This window comes from Stenotrophomonas sp., from assembly GCF_036662295.1.
Classification (GTDB): Bacteria; Pseudomonadota; Gammaproteobacteria; order Xanthomonadales; family Xanthomonadaceae; genus Stenotrophomonas.
This window is the reverse complement of sequence record NZ_JAVWXA010000039.1, coordinates 1-15265: the sequence shown is the minus strand read 5'-3', so window position 1 is coordinate 15265 and position 15265 is coordinate 1. Positions and strand designations below refer to the sequence as shown.

Here is a 15265-nt window from a genome sequence, read left to right as displayed (position 1 = left end):
GTTCAGCCGGGGCGGGCTTCGGGTAATACTACGAAGCATGTCCGCCGATACCGCCACCATTACCACCCCCCCGGCCACCTATGCGCAGCGCGTGGCGTTCGTATCGGAGATCGCCGGGCGCCTGCACAGTTACGGCACCACCGCGCAGCGGCTGGAGGCGGCGGTGGTGGCGCTGGCGCAGCGGCTGGACCTGGACTGCGAGCCGTGGTCGAACCCGACCGGGCTGATCCTGAGTTTCAGCGACCCGACCAAGGCGATCGGTTCATCGGACATCACCCGCGTGATCCGGCTGGCCCCGGGCGAGAACGACCTGCATAAACTCAGCATCGCCGACCAGATCACCGACGCGGTGGCCAACGGCAGCATGAGCATCGCTCAGGGTCATACCGCACTGCGGCAACTGGACAAGGACCCGGGCCGGCGCGGCAAGATCCGCATGATCCTGTCCTACAGCCTGGGCGCGGCCGGCGTGGCCGGTTTGTGGAAACTGCCGTGGCTGGATATCGCCACGGCGGGGGTGATCGGGCTGCTGATCGGGGTCATGACGCTGTATACCGACCGCCGCCCGGCCAGCCGCGAGGCAAGCGAGGCGCTGGCGGCCCTGCTGGCGGGCACGGTGGCGGCGCTGGTGGCCTCGTTCCTGGGGCCGCTCAATCTCAATACGGTCATCATCGCCTCGCTGGTGGTGATGCTGCCGGGGATGTCGCTGACCAATGCGGTCAACGAACTGGCGAGCCAGCACTGGGTATCGGGCACGGCGCGGTTTGCCGGGGCGATCACCACGATCCTGAAACTGACGGTGGGCGCGGTGATCGCGGTGACGCTGTCGGGCATCATCGGGCTGGAGCCGCACGTGCGCGCCTCGCGGCCGCAGGCCGACTGGGTGGAATGGAGCGCGTTGCTGCTGGCCGCGTTCGCCTTTGCGATGCTGTTCAAGGCCAACCGCCGCGATTATCCCTGGGTAATGGCCGCGTCGGTGGCCGGGTATGCGATCTCCAAATTCGCCGGGCAGGCCTGGGGTTTGCCGGCGGGTATTTTCATGTCGGCGATGGCGATGACGGCGGCCGGCAACCTGTTTGGCCGGTGGGTGCAGCGCCCGGGGGCGATCATCCGCCTGCCCGGCATCATCATGCTGGTGCCCGGCAGCACGAGCCTGCGCGGGGTGCTGACGCTGGTGCAGCAGCAGGACATGAGCGCGGGCCAGACGGTGCTGATGACGGTGCTCAACGTGGTGATGGCGCTGGTCGCCGGCCTGCTGTTCGGCAATCTGTTGATTCCGGCGCGGAAGAATCTCTGACGGCAGAACAGCGTGGTGCGTTGTGCAACGGTCTGCGGGCCCGCACACGACGCCAAAACCGGTAGTGCCGGCCGCTGGCCGGCATCCCACACCCACCATTGTCCCCAACGACCACCGACCAACGGCCAGTGCTGCGTCTGTAGAACGCCTGGCGCCGCCCACCTCGCGCGCCCACCCCGGCACTCGCCCCGATTGCCGCCCGGCGACCGCACCATCCAAAACAGGCGACGGGCAAACACCATAAAAAAACGCCGGCATCATGCCGGCGCTTTCAGTTTCAGTTTCCGATGAAACCGGAAACGATTACTTCTTGATCAGGAACTCTTCGACCTTCTTGCCCTTGGTCGTCAGCGCGGCCAGCCAGCGCGGCTGCTTGCCACGGCCGGTCCAGGTTTCCTTCGGGTTGGCCGGGTTGCGGTACTTCGGGGCCACCTTGCCGAGCTTGCGCACGGCCTTCTTGGCCGGGGCCTTGGTGGCCTTGGTCGCGCGGCCGCGAGCCGGGGCGGCATCGCCGAAGACTTCCTCGATGGTGTAGCCGGAGGCCTTGGCCAGCTTGGTCAGCTGCGCGCGCACCTTGGTCACGGCGGGGCGCTTGGCCACAAACGTCTGCTGCTTCTTTGCGTTCTTGATCAGCGCGCCCAGCTCTTTGGCGGACAGGCCACTCAGGTCAATGCTCATCTACTGCTCCAGAATCTAATGAAGGACGGGGTGGGCCAGTCCTTGGCGTCGGCCACAGCATACCGATCCTGCCCGATGCTGCACAGAGTTAACCGGCATATTCAATCGCAGCCACAAAAAGAAAAGCCGGGATATTCCACCCGGCTCTCCTTCGTCTGTTGCCCCGGCTCAGCCGGCCAGCCGGCCCAGCAGTGCCTCGCGGTCCAGGCTTTCGGCCTCGCTCGCCGTGCGCGAACGGTATTCGAAGGTGCCTGCGGCCAGCCCGCGTTCGGACACCACCACCCGATGCGGCACGCCGATCAGTTCCATGTCGGCAAACATCTGGCCCGGGCGCAGCCCGCGATCGTCCAGCGCCGCGTCCAGCCCGGCCGCCTGCAACTGCGCCAGCAGGTCAGCCGCGGCGTTGGCCACTGCCTCGTCCTGCTTGGGATTGATCACGCACACCACCACCTGCCACGGGGCCATCGCCGCCGGCCAGATGATCCCGGCCTCGTCGTGGTTCTGCTCGATCGCTGCGGCCACGATGCGGGAAATGCCGATGCCGTAGCAGCCCATCGCCATCACCGCCGCCTTGCCGTTCTCGTCCAGCACGGTCGCCTTGAGCGCCTGCGCATACTGGCGGCCCAGCTGGAACACGTGGCCCACTTCGATGCCGCGTGCCACCTTCAGCTCGCCACCGTCGGCGGCGCGGTCGCCTTCCTTCGCGTTGCGGATATCGGCCACGTCCGGCTCGGGCAGGTCGCGGCCCCAGTTGACGCCGGCCAGGTGGAAACCGGCCTCGTTGGCGCCCACCACGAAGTCGGCCATGGCCGCCACGTCGCGGTCCACTACGAGGCGGATCGGCTGGGCCGGGTTGAGCGGCCCCAGGAAGCCCGGCTCGCTGCCCAGGTGCGTGGCGATCTCCGCCTCGCTGGCCATGCGATAGCCCTGCAGGCCGGCCACCTTGCCAAGCTTGATCTCGTTGACCTCGTGGTCGCCGCGGACCAGGGCCAGCACGAACACCTTGTCGGCCATGATCGCGATCGACTTGACCGTGCGCTCCAGGCCCACGCCCAGCAGCGCGGCCACCGCTTCGCAGGTTTTCTGGGTGGGCGTGTCCACCTTGCGCAGCGCCTCGCCGGCGGCCGGGCGCTCGCCCGGTGCGGCGGCGGTGGCCGCTTCCATGTTGGCCGCGTAATCCGACCCGGTGGAGAACACCAGCGCGTCTTCGCCGGAGTCGGCGATCACGTGGAATTCCTGCGAGGCGTCGCCGCCGATCGCGCCGGAGTCGGCCTGCACCATGCGGAAATCCAGGCCCAGGCGGGTAAAGATGCGGCTGTAGGCCGCCTTCATGTTTTCGTACTCGCGCACCAGGCAGTCATCGTGCAGGTGGAAGGAGTACGCATCCTTCATCAGGAACTCGCGCGCGCGCATCACGCCGAAGCGCGGGCGGATCTCATCGCGGAACTTGGTCTGGATCTGGAAGAAATTGACCGGCAGCTGCTTGTAGCTGGACAGCTCCTGGCGCGCGAAATCGGCCGCGGCCTCCTCGGCGGTGGGGCTGTAGCAGAACACCTGCTCCTTGCGGTCCTTGATCTTGAGCAGCTGCGGCCCGAACTTTTCCCAACGGCCGGTGGTTTCCCACAGCTCCTTGGGCTGGATCGTCGGAATCTGGAATTCCACCGCGCCGGCGCGCTCCATTTCCTCGCGCACGATGCGCTCGACCTTGCGCAGCACGCGCAGGCCCAGCGGCGACCAGGTGTACAGCCCCGAGGCCAGCTTGCGGATCATGCCCGCACGCAGCATCAGCCGATGGCTGGTGAGCTCGGCGTCACTGGGCGTTTCCTTGGTGGTGTGCAGGTGGAACTGGGAGAGGCGCATCGTCGGCTTCGCTGAACGGCAGAAGCCGATATTCTGCCAGCCCAGCCGCCCCGCTGCCCATCACGCCGGCCGCAGGGCGCGCGGCCGGCGCCGACGCGGGCTCAGCCAGCCGGTGCGCAATGCACCTTGATGGCCGCGTTGGCCAGGTCCTTCTGCGCGGTACGCTGCTCCGTGCTGAGGGCGGTGTCGGCCTTGCCATCGCCGTTGGTGTCCTGCATCACCGCGCCCTGGCCGTTGAGCAGGGTCAGGTTGTTGCGGGCGGTGGTGCAGTCGGCCGATTCGGCCGGGGCGGCGGCGGCCGGCGTGGCGCGGGCGACCGGGTCGCGCGCCTCCACCTGGCGCGATTCGTACTTCTGGCCGGTCGGGGCCTTCTCCGAATACTGGGTCACGCCCTTGGCGTCCTTCCACTTGTAGACGGTTCCGGCACTGGCCGAGGCGCTGGCGAGCAGCAACAGGCAGCACAACGAGGGCAGGGCACGCATGGCAACTCCGGGCATCGAGGGCAGGGCGCCGATTGCAGCATCCCGGCCCCGCGCTGGCAAGCCGGGGGCGACGGGCGGGGACCCGGGCCGCCCCAAAGGCCGCCGCACCCACTAAACTGGCCGGCATGGATCAGATGAAACCCCCGCCGCGCAACCGCAGCATCTACCTGCTGCCCAACCTGTTCACCACCGCAGGCCTGTTCGCCGGCTTCTACGCGATCATCGCCGCGGCCAATGGTGACTTCGTCAACGCGGCCATCGCCGTGTTCGTGGCGGCGGTCATGGACGGGCTGGACGGCCGGGTCGCCCGGCTCACCGGCACCAGCAGCGAGTTCGGCGTGCAGTACGACTCGCTGGCCGACCTGGTCAGCTTCGGCATGGCCCCGGCCCTGGTGATGTACCACTGGTCGCTGTCGTGGCTGAAATTCGACGACCCGGTGATGGGCCGCGTCGGCTGGGCGGTGGCATTCCTGTATGCGGCCTGCGCGGCGCTGCGCCTGGCACGCTTCAACACCCAGGTCAGCGTGGTCGACAAGCGCTGGTTCATCGGCCTGGCCAGTCCGGCCGCCGCGGGCCTGATGATGTCCTTCGTGTGGGCCTTCGCCGACGGCAACCTGGGCTGGGACGGCAACCAGCTGCGCTACCTGGCCCTGGGCGTGACCCTGGTGGCGGCGCTGCTGATGGTCAGCCGGATCCGCTTCTGGAGCTTCAAGGGCAGTGGCGAGAAGGGCCCGCGCGCCGACCGCGTGCCGTTCCTGGCACTGGCGCTGGTGCCGATCGCGATTGCCATCATGGTCATCGACCTGCCGCGCGTTCTGTTTGCGGTGGGCATCCTGTACGCCCTGTCCGGTCCGTGCTGCTGGGTGTGGCAGCGCACGCGCAAGACCACGGCCGAGCCCGGCGCGTGAGCGGGGCCGGCCTGCCGCCGTTGTGGTCGCCTGCCCAGCAGTCGTGGCTGCAGGCGATGGGCTATACGGTGTTCGTGGACGGCCAGGTCGAAGAGGCGCCCAGTGCCCCCATCGCGTTGAGCGTGGCCAGCGCCGCGCCCGATGCCGCGCCGTCGCCTGCGCGGACGCCGGTTGCGGAACCGCTCGCGCCGGCAGCGCCGCCGCGGCGCAGTGCGCCGGCCCGGCTTGAGGACGACGCGCCCGCCGTGGCACCGGCAGCGCCTTCGGTGCCCCGTGAGCGCCCGGCCGGTGGCCGTCGCCCGGCCGTGCGCATGCCCGATCGCCTGCAGATTGCCCTGTTGCGTGCCTCCGGCTGCAATCCGGCCGACGCGGATACCCAGACGCTGATGGCCAGCTGGGACCTGGACACGCTGCGCGGCAACGCGGCGGCCAAGCGCGCGCTGTGGCCGCAGTTGCGCGCGCTGCGCACGCGGGGGCGCGGGTGAGCGCGGTCAGCTCGCCCCGTCCGTTGGCCCTGCGCGCCCTGCGCGAGGCCGACCTGGATGCGGTGATGCCGATCGAACTGCGCGGCTATCCCTTTCCCTGGACGCGCGGCATCTTCGTGGACTGCCTGCGGGCCGGCTATCCGGCGCTGGCGCTGGAGGACGATGGCGTGCTGGTTGGCTACGGCGTGCTCAGCATCGCCGCCGACGAGGCGCACGTGCTGAACGTCTGCGTGGATACGACCACCCAGTCGCGTGGCCTGGGGCGCTTCCTGTTCCGCGCGCTGGTCAAGCTGGCACGCGACCACGGCGCCCAGCGGGTATTCCTGGAAGTGCGCCCCTCCAATACCCCGGCCGTGGCGCTGTACCACAGCGAGGGTTTCAACGAGATCGGCCGCCGCCCGCGGTATTACCCCGCCCGCGAGGGCCGCGAGGACGCGCTGGTGATGGCCATGGAGCTGGTGGACGACGACATCCAGGCGATGCCGCCGCTGTAACCCCGCCCGGCGGGGGGTAGAGCCACCCCATGGGTGGCTGCACGCGAGGTCGAAGGGCAAGAGCAGCCACCCATGGGGTGGCTCTACCGTTCATGGGCGGCCATTGTGGCCAGCGACACGGTGCAGGGCAGGGCAACGACAACGGCGTCTCGAAGGCCGGTCAACACGTGGCCGAAACCCCACGCCGCCGCACCCCGGGGTAGAGCCACCCCATGGGTGGCTGACGTAGACCAACCGCAGGAGCAGCCACCCATGGGGTGGCTCTACCCGGATTGCGGCGCTCAGGCCGCGCGCAGGACGGCGGCGCCGGCCACGATCACGCCCGCCGCCAGCCAGCGCTGGCGGCTCACCCGCTCGTGCAGCACGAAGGCGGAGATGACGATGCCGAACAGGATCGAGGTTTCGCGCAGGGCGGCGATCATCGCCACCGGCGCGATCGTCATGGCCCACAGGGCCAGGCTGTAGGAGGTCACCGTGCCGACGCCGCCCACGACGCCGTGGCCCCAATGGGCACGGGCATAGGCGCGCAGTGATGCGCCGCGCGTGCACAGGGCCCAGATCGGCAGCGGCAGTCCCGACAGCAGGAACAGCCACAGGGTATAGCTGAGCGTGGCCCCGGACTGGCGGGCACCGGTGGCATCCACCATCGTGTAGGTGGCGATCACCCCGGCATTCAGCAGTGGCAGCCACAGGTGTTGGCGCGCGCTGCCGCGGGCCAGGCACAGGATGCCGGCGCAGACCAGGGCGATGCCGCACCAGGCCAGGCCGGGCAGTGACTGGCCCAGGAAGAGGGTGCCCACCAACGCCACCAGCAGCGGTGCCAGGCCACGCATCAACGGGTAGGACGCGCTCATGTCGGTCACCTGATAGGTGCGCGCCACCAGCACGTAGTAGATCACCTGCAGGGCAGTCGATGCGGACAGCCACGGCCAGCTGCGCGGCGCGGGCGCGGGCAGGAACGGCAGCACGATGGCGGCCATCAGCGCGGCCGACCCGGTGACCAGGATCGTGGTCAGCAGGGTGTCGCGGCCACGCTTGACGATGGCATTCCAGCCGGCATGCAGCAGCGCGGCCAGCAACACGGTGCAGAACAGGGAGAGCGACATCGGGTCGGGGGCCGGGTGGTGCGTGGGCGAACGACCATGATGCCGTACCCCGGGGTAGAGCCACCCCATGGGTGGCTGCACGCGAGGTCGGAGGCCAGGAGCAGCCACCCATGGGGTGGCTCTACCCCCGGGTACGGGTGGCCATCCATCGGTGGCACGACCGGTATTCGGGCGGCCATCCATCGGATGGCGCGACCGGTTGGCGGGCCGTCACCGTGGGGTGGCGGTGCCCGCGGGGGTTACAGCTTGGCGCGCTGTTCGAGCAGGCCGGCCAGCTGGGCGGTCCATTCGACCAGGCGCAGGCGCTCCTGATCGACCACCGCGGCGGGCACCTTGTCGGTGAACTTGGCCAGCTTGGTGTCGCTCTTTTCCTTCTCCGACTCCACCCGGGCAATTTCCTTGTCCAGGCGGGCGCGCTCGGCACCCAGGTCGACCAGGCCTTCCAGCGGCACCAGCAGCTTCAGTTCGCCCACGATCGCCGCCGCTGCCGGCGGGGTCTGTGCGTCGGCGGCCAGCCAGTCGATGCGCTCGAGCTTGAGCAGGAACGACAGCGAGGCGGCAAAGCGGGCCACGCGGTTGCGGTCCTCCTCGGTGCCCGCCTGCAGCAGCAGGGTGACCTGCTTGGCCGGCGGCACGTTGAGCTCGCTGCGCACGCGGCGCAGGGCGTTGACCATCGCCTTGAGCCACTCCACGTCGGCCTCGGCGCGGGCGTAATCACCGCTGAATTCGGCCGCGGTCGGGTACGGGCGCAGCGACAGGGTGTCCGTCTCGATGCCCAGGCGCGGGGCCACCTGCTGCCACAGCTGCTCGGTCACGAACGGGATCAGCGGATGCAGCAGGCGCAGCAGGGCTTCGAGCACGTACAGCAGGGTGTGGCGGGTGCTGGTCGCGTCGTCGGCGTTGTCGCCGTTGAGCGCCGGCTTGGTCAGCTCCAGGAACCAGTCGCAGAATGCGTTCCAGGCAAATTCGTACAGGCACTGCGCCAGCAGGTCGAAGCGGTAGTTGGCGTAGTGCGTCTGCGCCTCGGCCGAGACCGCCGCCAGGCGCGCCAGGATCCAGCGCTCGGCATCGGTGCGCGGCTGCGGAACGCCGGTGAACTGGCTGCCCTCGGTGTTCATCAGGGTGAAGCGGCTGGCGTTCCACAGCTTGTTGCAGAAGTTCTTGTAGCCCTCGGCGCGGCTCATGTCGAACTTGATGTCGCGCCCGTGCGTGGCCAGCGCGGCGATGGTGAAGCGCAGCGCGTCGGCCCCGTGGGCGATGATGCCGTCCGGGAATTCCCTGCGCGTGGCCTTCTCGATCTTCGGCGCGTCCTTGGGCTTCATCAGCCCGGTGGTGCGCTTGGCGACCAGGTCTTCCAGCGAGATGCCGTCGATGATGTCCAGCGGGTCCAGCACGTTGCCCTTGGACTTGGACATCTTCTGGCCCTGCGCATCGCGGATCAGGCCGGTCATGTAGATGTCCTTGAACGGAATCTTCCCGGTGAAGCTGTCGGTGGCCATGATCATGCGGGCCACCCAGAAGAAGATGATGTCAAAGCCGGTGACCAGCACCGCCGACGGCAGGTAGCGCTCGAAACCGCGCTCGGCCATCGCCGTTGCATCCGGCCAGCCCAGCGTGGAGAACGGCCACAGCTGCGAGGAGAACCAGGTTTCCAGCACGTCGCTGTCCTGGTGCAGGGCGACGTCGGCGGCGACGTTGTTGCGCGCGCGCGCATCGGCCTCGTCGCGGCCGACATAACAGTTGCCCGCCGCGTCGAACCACGCCGGGATGCGGTGGCCCCACCACAGCTGGCGGCTGATGCACCAGTCCTGGATGTTCTCCATCCAGTGGCGGTAGGTGTTGATCCAGTTGGCCGGGACGAACTGGATCGAACCGTTCTCCACCAGCTCCAGGCCACGCTTGGCCAGCACGTCCATCTTCACGAACCACTGGTCGGTGAGGTAGGGCTCGATCACCTGCTGGGTACGATCACCGCGCGGCACCTGCAGCTTGTGCGCCTTGGTCTCGACCAGGATGCCGAGGTCTTCCAGCTCGGCCAGGATCACCTTGCGCGCTTCGTAGCGATCCAGCCCGCGGTACTTCTCCGGGGCGTTGTCGTTGATCGCCGCGTCCGGGGTGAACAGGTTGATCATCGGCAGGTTGTGGCGCACGCCGACCTGGTAATCGTTGAAGTCGTGCGCCGGGGTGACCTTGACCACGCCGGTGCCGAACTCACGATCCACGTAGTCATCGGCGATCACCGGGATCTGGCGGCCGGTCAGCGGCAGCGTGACCATCCTGCCGATCAGGTGCGCGTAGCGTTCGTCCTCGGGGTGCACCATCACCGCGGTGTCGCCGAGCATGGTTTCCGGGCGGGTGGTGGCCACGGTCAGGCTGCCGCTGCCATCGGCCAGCGGGTAGCTGATCGACCACAGGAAGCCGTCCTCTTCCACGCTTTCCACTTCCAGGTCGGAAATGGCGGTCTTCAGCACCGGGTCCCAGTTGACCAGGCGCTGGCCGCGGTAGATCAGGCCCTGCTCGTGCCAGCGCAGGAACGCCTCGATCACCGCTTCGGACGGCTGCGGGTCCATGGTGAAGGTGCTGCGCGACCAGTCCGCCGAGGTGCCCAGGCGGCGCATCTGGCGCTCGATGGTGTCACCGGAGAACGCCTTCCACTCCCACACCTTGTCGATGAAGCCTTCGCGGCCCAGCGAATCGCGGGTTTCCCCGTTGCCTTCGAGCGCCAGGTTGCGGCTGACCACCATCTCGGTGGCGATGCCGGCGTGGTCGGTGCCCACCTGCCACAACGTGTCGTAGCCGCGCATGCGGTGGTAGCGCACCAGCGCGTCCATCAGGGTCTGCTGGAAGGCATGGCCCATGTGCAGCGTGCCGGTCACGTTGGGCGGCGGCAGCAGGATGGTGTACGGCTCGCCCTTGCCGGACGGCTTGAAATGGCCGGCCTTTTCCCACGCGTCGTACAGCGCGGTTTCAAAGGTTTTGGGGTCGTAGCTGGAGGCGAGTTGGGTCATGCGGGAACCGGGATCGAAGACGGGAGGTGGGGGGCCGGAGGATCAAGGGCCGAGGGCGCGCCGGATCTTCTGGTCGGTATGGAACTGGGAGACCGCGTAGGCGGCCCAGATGGCCGCCGGCAGCCAGCCGATCAGCGTGATCTGCAGGATCAGGCAGAGGATGCCTGCGAACGGGCGCCCGATGGTGAAGAAGGCGAACCAGGGAAAGATCAGGGCGATCAACAGGCGCATCAAGGGGCTCCAGGGGGCGGCGCCGCGGCGGGCGCCGCCCCGGTTACATGTCGTACTTGTTCAGGTCAAAGCCCAGCGCCTTGTACTGGCGCCAGCGCTCGCGCAGCGGTTCGCGCGCTTCCGGGTCGGCCGGCACCACTTCCAGCACGCGGTCGCAGTCGGCCAGGTAGGGGTCATCGCGCAGGTTGATCACCAGCGGACGGGCCGGGGCCGGGGTGCCGGGCACGGCGATCAGCACCAGCGCCTCGTCCTCGTCCATGTCTTCGCCGGCGATCTGGTGCGGGATGTAGGCATCGTCGTCGAAGGACCACAGCAGCTCGTCCAGCTCCTCGGCCTGGGCCTGGTCGCGGGCCAGCACCAGGGTGAACAGCCCGGCATCGTTGGCCTTGCGGGCCAGTTCGCAGACCAGGCGCAGCGGCTCGGTCAGGAAGCGGGGCTTGGCGATCAGGTAGAAATCAGCACGGGACATGGGCAGGCCAGCAGCGGAGGGAGGCGCCCGGCACGTGGCCAGGCAGGACCGCGGCCGCCAGCGGGCGACCGCGATCGGGACGGCATCAGGCGCGCGCGGCCTGGTCCAGCAGCCACTGGCTCAGCAGGCCCACCGGGCGACCGGTGGCCATGCCGCGCTTGCCTTCGTCGCTGGCCACACCGGCGATGTCCAGGTGGGCCCAGCGCTGGCCGTCGGTGAAGCGCGACAGGAAGCAGCCGGCGGTGATCGCCCCGGCCCAGCGGCCGCCGATGTTGTAGACGTCGGCGAAGGTCGAATCCAGCATCGGCTGGTACTCATCCCACAGCGGCAGGCGCCAGGCGCGGTCGAACACGTGCTCGCCGGCGGCCAGCAGCTCGTTGGCCAGGTCGTCGTGCTTGCTCATCAGGCCGGCGGTCTGGTGGCCCAGGGCGACCACGCAGGCGCCGGTGAGGGTGGCCACGTCGATCAGCGCGGCCGGCTCGAAGCGCTGCGCATAGGTCAGCGCATCGCACAGGATCAGGCGGCCTTCGGCGTCGGTGTTGCCCACTTCGATGGTCTTGCCCGACATGGCGGTGATCACGTCCGACGGACGGTAGGCGTTGCCGTCGATGGCGTTCTCCACCGCCGGCACCACCACCACCAGGTTCAGCGGCAGGCGGGCGGTCACGGCCGCGACGAAGGTGCCGATGACGTTGGCGCCACCGCACATGTCGTACTTCATTTCCTCGATGCCGCCCTGGGTCTTCAGGTTGACGCCGCCGGTATCGAAGGTGATGCCCTTGCCGACCAGCACGTAGGGCTTGGCGCTGCCGCCGTTGTTCCACTTGAGCACGATCATGCGCGGGCGGTTGGCCGAGCCGCGGGCCACGGCCAGCAGCGAGCCCATGCCCAGCGCTTCCATCTGCGCCTCGTCCAGGATCTCCGCCTCGGCGCCGTCATGGGCCTGGGCGAAGGCGACCGACGATTCGGCCAGGTAGGCCGGGGTGCAGAAGTTCGGCGGCAGGTTGCCCAGCTCGCGGGCGTACTGCACGCCGGCGGCGATGGCCTGGCCCTGGGCCAGGGCCTGGGCGTCGGTGCCGGTCACGGCCAGGGTGGTCAGGCCGGGTTCGTCCACCTTCTTCTTGCCCAGCGTGGCGCTGTAGCGGTAGGCGGCGTGGTCGGCGGCGACGATGGCCTGGCGGATGTTCCAGGCGGCATCGCGGCCCTTGACCTCGATCTCGCTCAGGGTGAACAGCGCGTGGTGGTTGACCCCGCTCTTCAGGGCACGGCTGGCATCGCCCACCGCCTTGAGGTACTGCGGCACGCCGAACTTGGCCGGCTCGCCCAGCCCCACCACCAGCACGCGCGCGGCGGTGACGCCGGGCAGGTCGTGCAGCACGGTGGTGTTGCCGGTCTTGCCGCCCACGTCGCCGCGGGCCAGCAGGCTGGACAGGCGGCCGCCCGAGGCGGCGTCCAGGGCCTGCCCGGCCGGGCTCAGGGTCTGGTCGGCGTAGGCGCCGACGATGACGCAATCGAACGCGGCCGAGGCCGGCGCTGCGTGGTTCAGGGTGAATTCCAGGGCCATTGATCAGATTCCGTTGGCAAATCCGTACAATCGCGAGCTGTTTACGTCCCGTCAGTAGACTGGGCAGCACCGCGAACGAATCCGAGAGTTTAAACCACCGCCCCATGTCGAAGCTCGATCGCTATCTCCTGCGTGATTTCGTCCAGAGTTTCCTGGCCACCCTCATCGTTCTGCTGGTGGTGAGCGTCGGCGGTGTCCTGGTGGACATCCTCGGCAACATCGCCGACGGCCGCCTCGCGGCCCGCCTGCTGTTCTCCCAGCTGGGCCTGCAGTTCATCGTCTACATGCCGCTGATCCTGCCGCTGGCGCTGATGCTGGGCATGCTGCTGGCCACCGCCCGGCTGTACCGCGACTCGGAAATGGCCGTGCTGACCGCCATCGGGGTGGGGCCGAAGCGGCTGCTGCGGCCGGTGCTGATGCTGGTGCTGCCGGTGGTGGGCCTGATCGGCCTGTGCTCGCTGTGGCTGGGCCCCTGGGCCGACCGCACCGGCGAGACCATGATCGCCGAGGCCAACCGCAGCGTGGTCATGGCCGGGCTGGAGTCGGGCAAGTTCACCACCCTGCCCAACGGTGGCGTGGTCTACCTGTCCTCGGTCTCCCCCGACGGCACCCGGCTGGGCAAGGTGTTCATGCAGCGGCAGAAGGACGACCGGATCGAGGTGATCTCCGCCGACCGGGGCCGCCTGTTCTTCGAGGGCGCCCGCCAGCGCTACCTGGAGCTGGAGGACGGCCACCAGGTGGAAGGCCCGGCCAACGGCGCGCTGGACTACCGCCTGATGACCTTCGCCCGCAACGACGTGGCCATGCCCGACGGGGCCGACACCCGCGAGAAGGACGACCCCGAGCTGCTGCCCACCGGGCAGTTGTTCGGCGATGATCGCCCGGCGGCGCAGGCGCAGCTGCATGCGCGCATCACCCCGCCGCTGATCGCGCTGGCCTTCGCCCTGATGACCCTGCCGCTGGCGCGCAGCTCGCCGCGCCAGCAGCGCTACGGGCGGATGATGCTGGCCTTCCTGGCCTACATGGTGGGCATGAACCTGATGTTCATCGGCACCCGCTGGATCGCCGATGGCAAACTGTCCGGCAGCGTCGGCCTGTGGTGGCTCAGCCTGCCACTGCTGGCGCTGGCGATCTGGATGTACCTGCGTGATGGCAAGCTGTCGCGCCCGCGGAGGACCGCATGAAGCTTCGCCCGATGCGGTTTGACTTTTATCTCGGCCGGGCGGTGTTCGGCACGGTGCTGCTGACCTGGGCGGTGCTGGTGGGGCTGGACGTGGTGATGGCCTTCTCCGGCGAGTTCAAGGACGTGGGCAAGGGCAGCTATACCCTCGGCCATGCGGCCGCGTGGGTGCTGTACACCGTGCCCCGGCGTGCCTACACCTTCTTCCCCACCGCGGCGGTGATCGGCGCGCTGATGGGGCTGGGCCAGCTGGCGGCCACTTCCGAGCTGACCGCGCTGCGCGCGCTGGGCCTGTCGCGCAAGCGCCTGAGCGCTTCGGTGGCCATCGCCCTGTCGCTGCTCACCGCGGTGATGGTGTTCAGCGGCGAGACCGTGGCCCCGTGGGCGCAGAGCCGCGCCGACGACATCAAGATGAGCGCCAAGTGGGGCAACAGCCTGGCGGTGGCGCGCTACTCCGGCGTGTGGGCACGCGAGGGCGATACCTTCCTCAATGCCGGCGCCGGCGACGAGCAGCTGCTGCCGGGAGGTGGCACCCGCCTGGTGCTGCGCGATGTGCGGCTGTACAAGATCGGCGAGGACGGACGCCTGGCCTCGCTGACCTACGCCGGCTCGGCCGAGCACGACAGCAGCGGCTGGGTGCTGAAGAACGTGCGCCGCGATACCTTCGGCGAGCGTTCGGCCACGCGCCAGACGGTGGCATCCGAGCCGTGGAATTCGCGCCTGGATGCGGCCGCGCTGGCCAGTGGCATATCCAAGCCGCGCAACCTCACCGCGATGGACCTGCGCACCAGCATCGAGTACCGCAAGCGCAACGGGCTGGATTCGCGCGATTACGAAGACATCTACTGGAGCCGGTGGTTCTATCCGGTCAACGTGCTGGCGCTGTGCCTGGCCGCGGTGCCGTTCGCGTTCGGCTCGCTGCGCAGCGGCGGCATGGGCAAGCGGCTGTTCCTGGGCATCCTGTTCGCCCTCGGTTTCTGGCTGCTGCAGCTGTTCTTCGGGCGCATGGCCGGCGCGTTGAAGTTCGATTACCGCATCGCCTATGCGCTGCCGCCGATCGTGATGCTGGCGGTGTCGGGGATGCTGTTCCGGCGCAAGTCCGGATAAGGCGGTGGTCGCCTGATCCGGGGTGGCGTGCAGCCACCCGATTGCGCGCAGCCACCCATGGGGTGGCTCTACCCCCGGGCAGGTCGGCGTTGTGATGGATGCATCGGGAGGGCGCGATGCGCGATTGCGGTTGGGACGGACGTGCCAGTGGGCGCGCGTCACCCGGGCAGGTCGGCGTCGTGATGGATGCACCGGGTAGGCGCGATGCGCGGTTGCCGTTGCGACGGACGTGCCGGTGGGGGCATGTCACCGCAGCCCCTGGTAGAGCCACCCCATGGGTGGCTGCCGGTGGGGCCGAAAATGCCGTTTCGCGCACATCCGGATAAGGCGGTGGTCGCCTGATCCGGGGTGGCGTGCAGCCACCCGTGGGGTGGCTCTACCTGGGGGATCGGCGCG

The 15265-nt window shown here is 68.9% G+C and carries 13 protein-coding genes and 1 pseudogene; 6 read left to right on the top strand and 8 right to left on the bottom strand.

The window, feature by feature from the left end:
- Positions 1 to 37: 37 nt before the first annotated feature.
- Entirely contained in the window at positions 38 to 1297 is a 1260-nt protein-coding gene (locus tag RSA25_RS09775) for a threonine/serine exporter family protein (RefSeq protein ID WP_332808698.1), read from the top strand.
- A gap of 312 nt (positions 1298 to 1609) precedes the next feature.
- On the opposite strand, the pseudogene RSA25_RS09770 reads toward RSA25_RS09775, so the two are convergent.
- The 3 genes and pseudogenes from RSA25_RS09770 to RSA25_RS09760 all read right to left on the bottom strand — a co-directional run.
- A pseudogene (locus tag RSA25_RS09770) lies at positions 1610 to 1975 on the bottom strand (H-NS histone family protein); the annotation flags it as partial.
- Positions 1976 to 2143: 168 nt separating this feature from the next.
- Complete coding sequence (locus tag RSA25_RS09765; protein ID WP_332808697.1) at positions 2144 to 3835, bottom strand: proline--tRNA ligase; 1692 nt, start codon at positions 3833 to 3835, stop codon at positions 2144 to 2146.
- A gap of 101 nt (positions 3836 to 3936) precedes the next feature.
- Entirely contained in the window at positions 3937 to 4317 is a 381-nt protein-coding gene (locus tag RSA25_RS09760) for a DUF4124 domain-containing protein (protein ID WP_332808696.1), read from the bottom strand.
- A gap of 125 nt (positions 4318 to 4442) precedes the next feature.
- On the opposite strand from RSA25_RS09760, the gene pssA reads away from it, so the two are divergent.
- Genes pssA through rimI form a run of 3 tightly spaced genes read left to right on the top strand, consistent with a single transcriptional unit; the run spans position 4443 to position 6204 of the window.
- Positions 4443 to 5225, top strand: coding sequence for a CDP-diacylglycerol--serine O-phosphatidyltransferase (pssA, locus tag RSA25_RS09755; protein ID WP_332808695.1), 783 nt, complete (start codon positions 4443 to 4445; stop codon positions 5223 to 5225).
- Positions 5222 to 5710 (top strand): hypothetical protein, encoded by a 489-nt coding sequence (locus RSA25_RS09750; protein WP_332808694.1) that lies wholly within the window; start codon positions 5222 to 5224, stop codon positions 5708 to 5710. The genes pssA and RSA25_RS09750 overlap by 4 nt, the downstream gene beginning before the upstream one ends.
- Positions 5707 to 6204 (top strand): ribosomal protein S18-alanine N-acetyltransferase, encoded by a 498-nt coding sequence (gene rimI / locus RSA25_RS09745; RefSeq protein ID WP_332808693.1) that lies wholly within the window; start codon positions 5707 to 5709, stop codon positions 6202 to 6204. Before RSA25_RS09750 ends, rimI begins: the two co-directional genes overlap by 4 nt.
- A gap of 281 nt (positions 6205 to 6485) precedes the next feature.
- Here rimI and RSA25_RS09740 read toward each other — a convergent pair whose 3' ends face one another.
- From RSA25_RS09740 to RSA25_RS09720, 5 genes are all read right to left on the bottom strand, one after another.
- Entirely contained in the window at positions 6486 to 7310 is an 825-nt protein-coding gene (locus tag RSA25_RS09740; protein WP_332808692.1) for an EamA family transporter, read from the bottom strand.
- Between the two features lie 239 nt (positions 7311 to 7549).
- Positions 7550 to 10318: a valine--tRNA ligase gene (locus RSA25_RS09735; RefSeq protein WP_332808691.1), complete on the bottom strand. Its 2769-nt coding sequence runs from the start codon at positions 10316 to 10318 to the stop codon at positions 7550 to 7552.
- A gap of 42 nt (positions 10319 to 10360) precedes the next feature.
- Positions 10361 to 10549, bottom strand: coding sequence for a YqaE/Pmp3 family membrane protein (locus tag RSA25_RS09730; protein ID WP_332808690.1), 189 nt, complete (start codon positions 10547 to 10549; stop codon positions 10361 to 10363).
- Positions 10550 to 10592: 43 nt separating this feature from the next.
- Complete coding sequence (locus tag RSA25_RS09725; RefSeq protein ID WP_332808689.1) at positions 10593 to 11018, bottom strand: DNA polymerase III subunit chi; 426 nt, start codon at positions 11016 to 11018, stop codon at positions 10593 to 10595.
- Between the two features lie 85 nt (positions 11019 to 11103).
- Positions 11104 to 12582, bottom strand: coding sequence for a leucyl aminopeptidase (locus RSA25_RS09720; RefSeq protein ID WP_332808688.1), 1479 nt, complete (start codon positions 12580 to 12582; stop codon positions 11104 to 11106).
- A 104-nt stretch (positions 12583 to 12686) separates the two neighbouring features.
- Here RSA25_RS09720 and lptF point away from each other — a divergent pair, with 104 nt between their 5' ends.
- Both lptF and lptG read left to right on the top strand, forming a co-directional pair.
- Positions 12687 to 13766, top strand: a complete 1080-nt coding sequence (lptF, locus tag RSA25_RS09715) for an LPS export ABC transporter permease LptF (RefSeq protein WP_332808687.1) — start codon at positions 12687 to 12689, stop codon at positions 13764 to 13766.
- A complete protein-coding gene (lptG, locus tag RSA25_RS09710) occupies positions 13763 to 14869 on the top strand; it encodes an LPS export ABC transporter permease LptG (protein ID WP_332808686.1) in 1107 nt (368 codons plus the stop codon). Before lptF ends, lptG begins: the two co-directional genes overlap by 4 nt.
- The last annotated feature ends 396 nt before the right edge of the window (positions 14870 to 15265 follow it).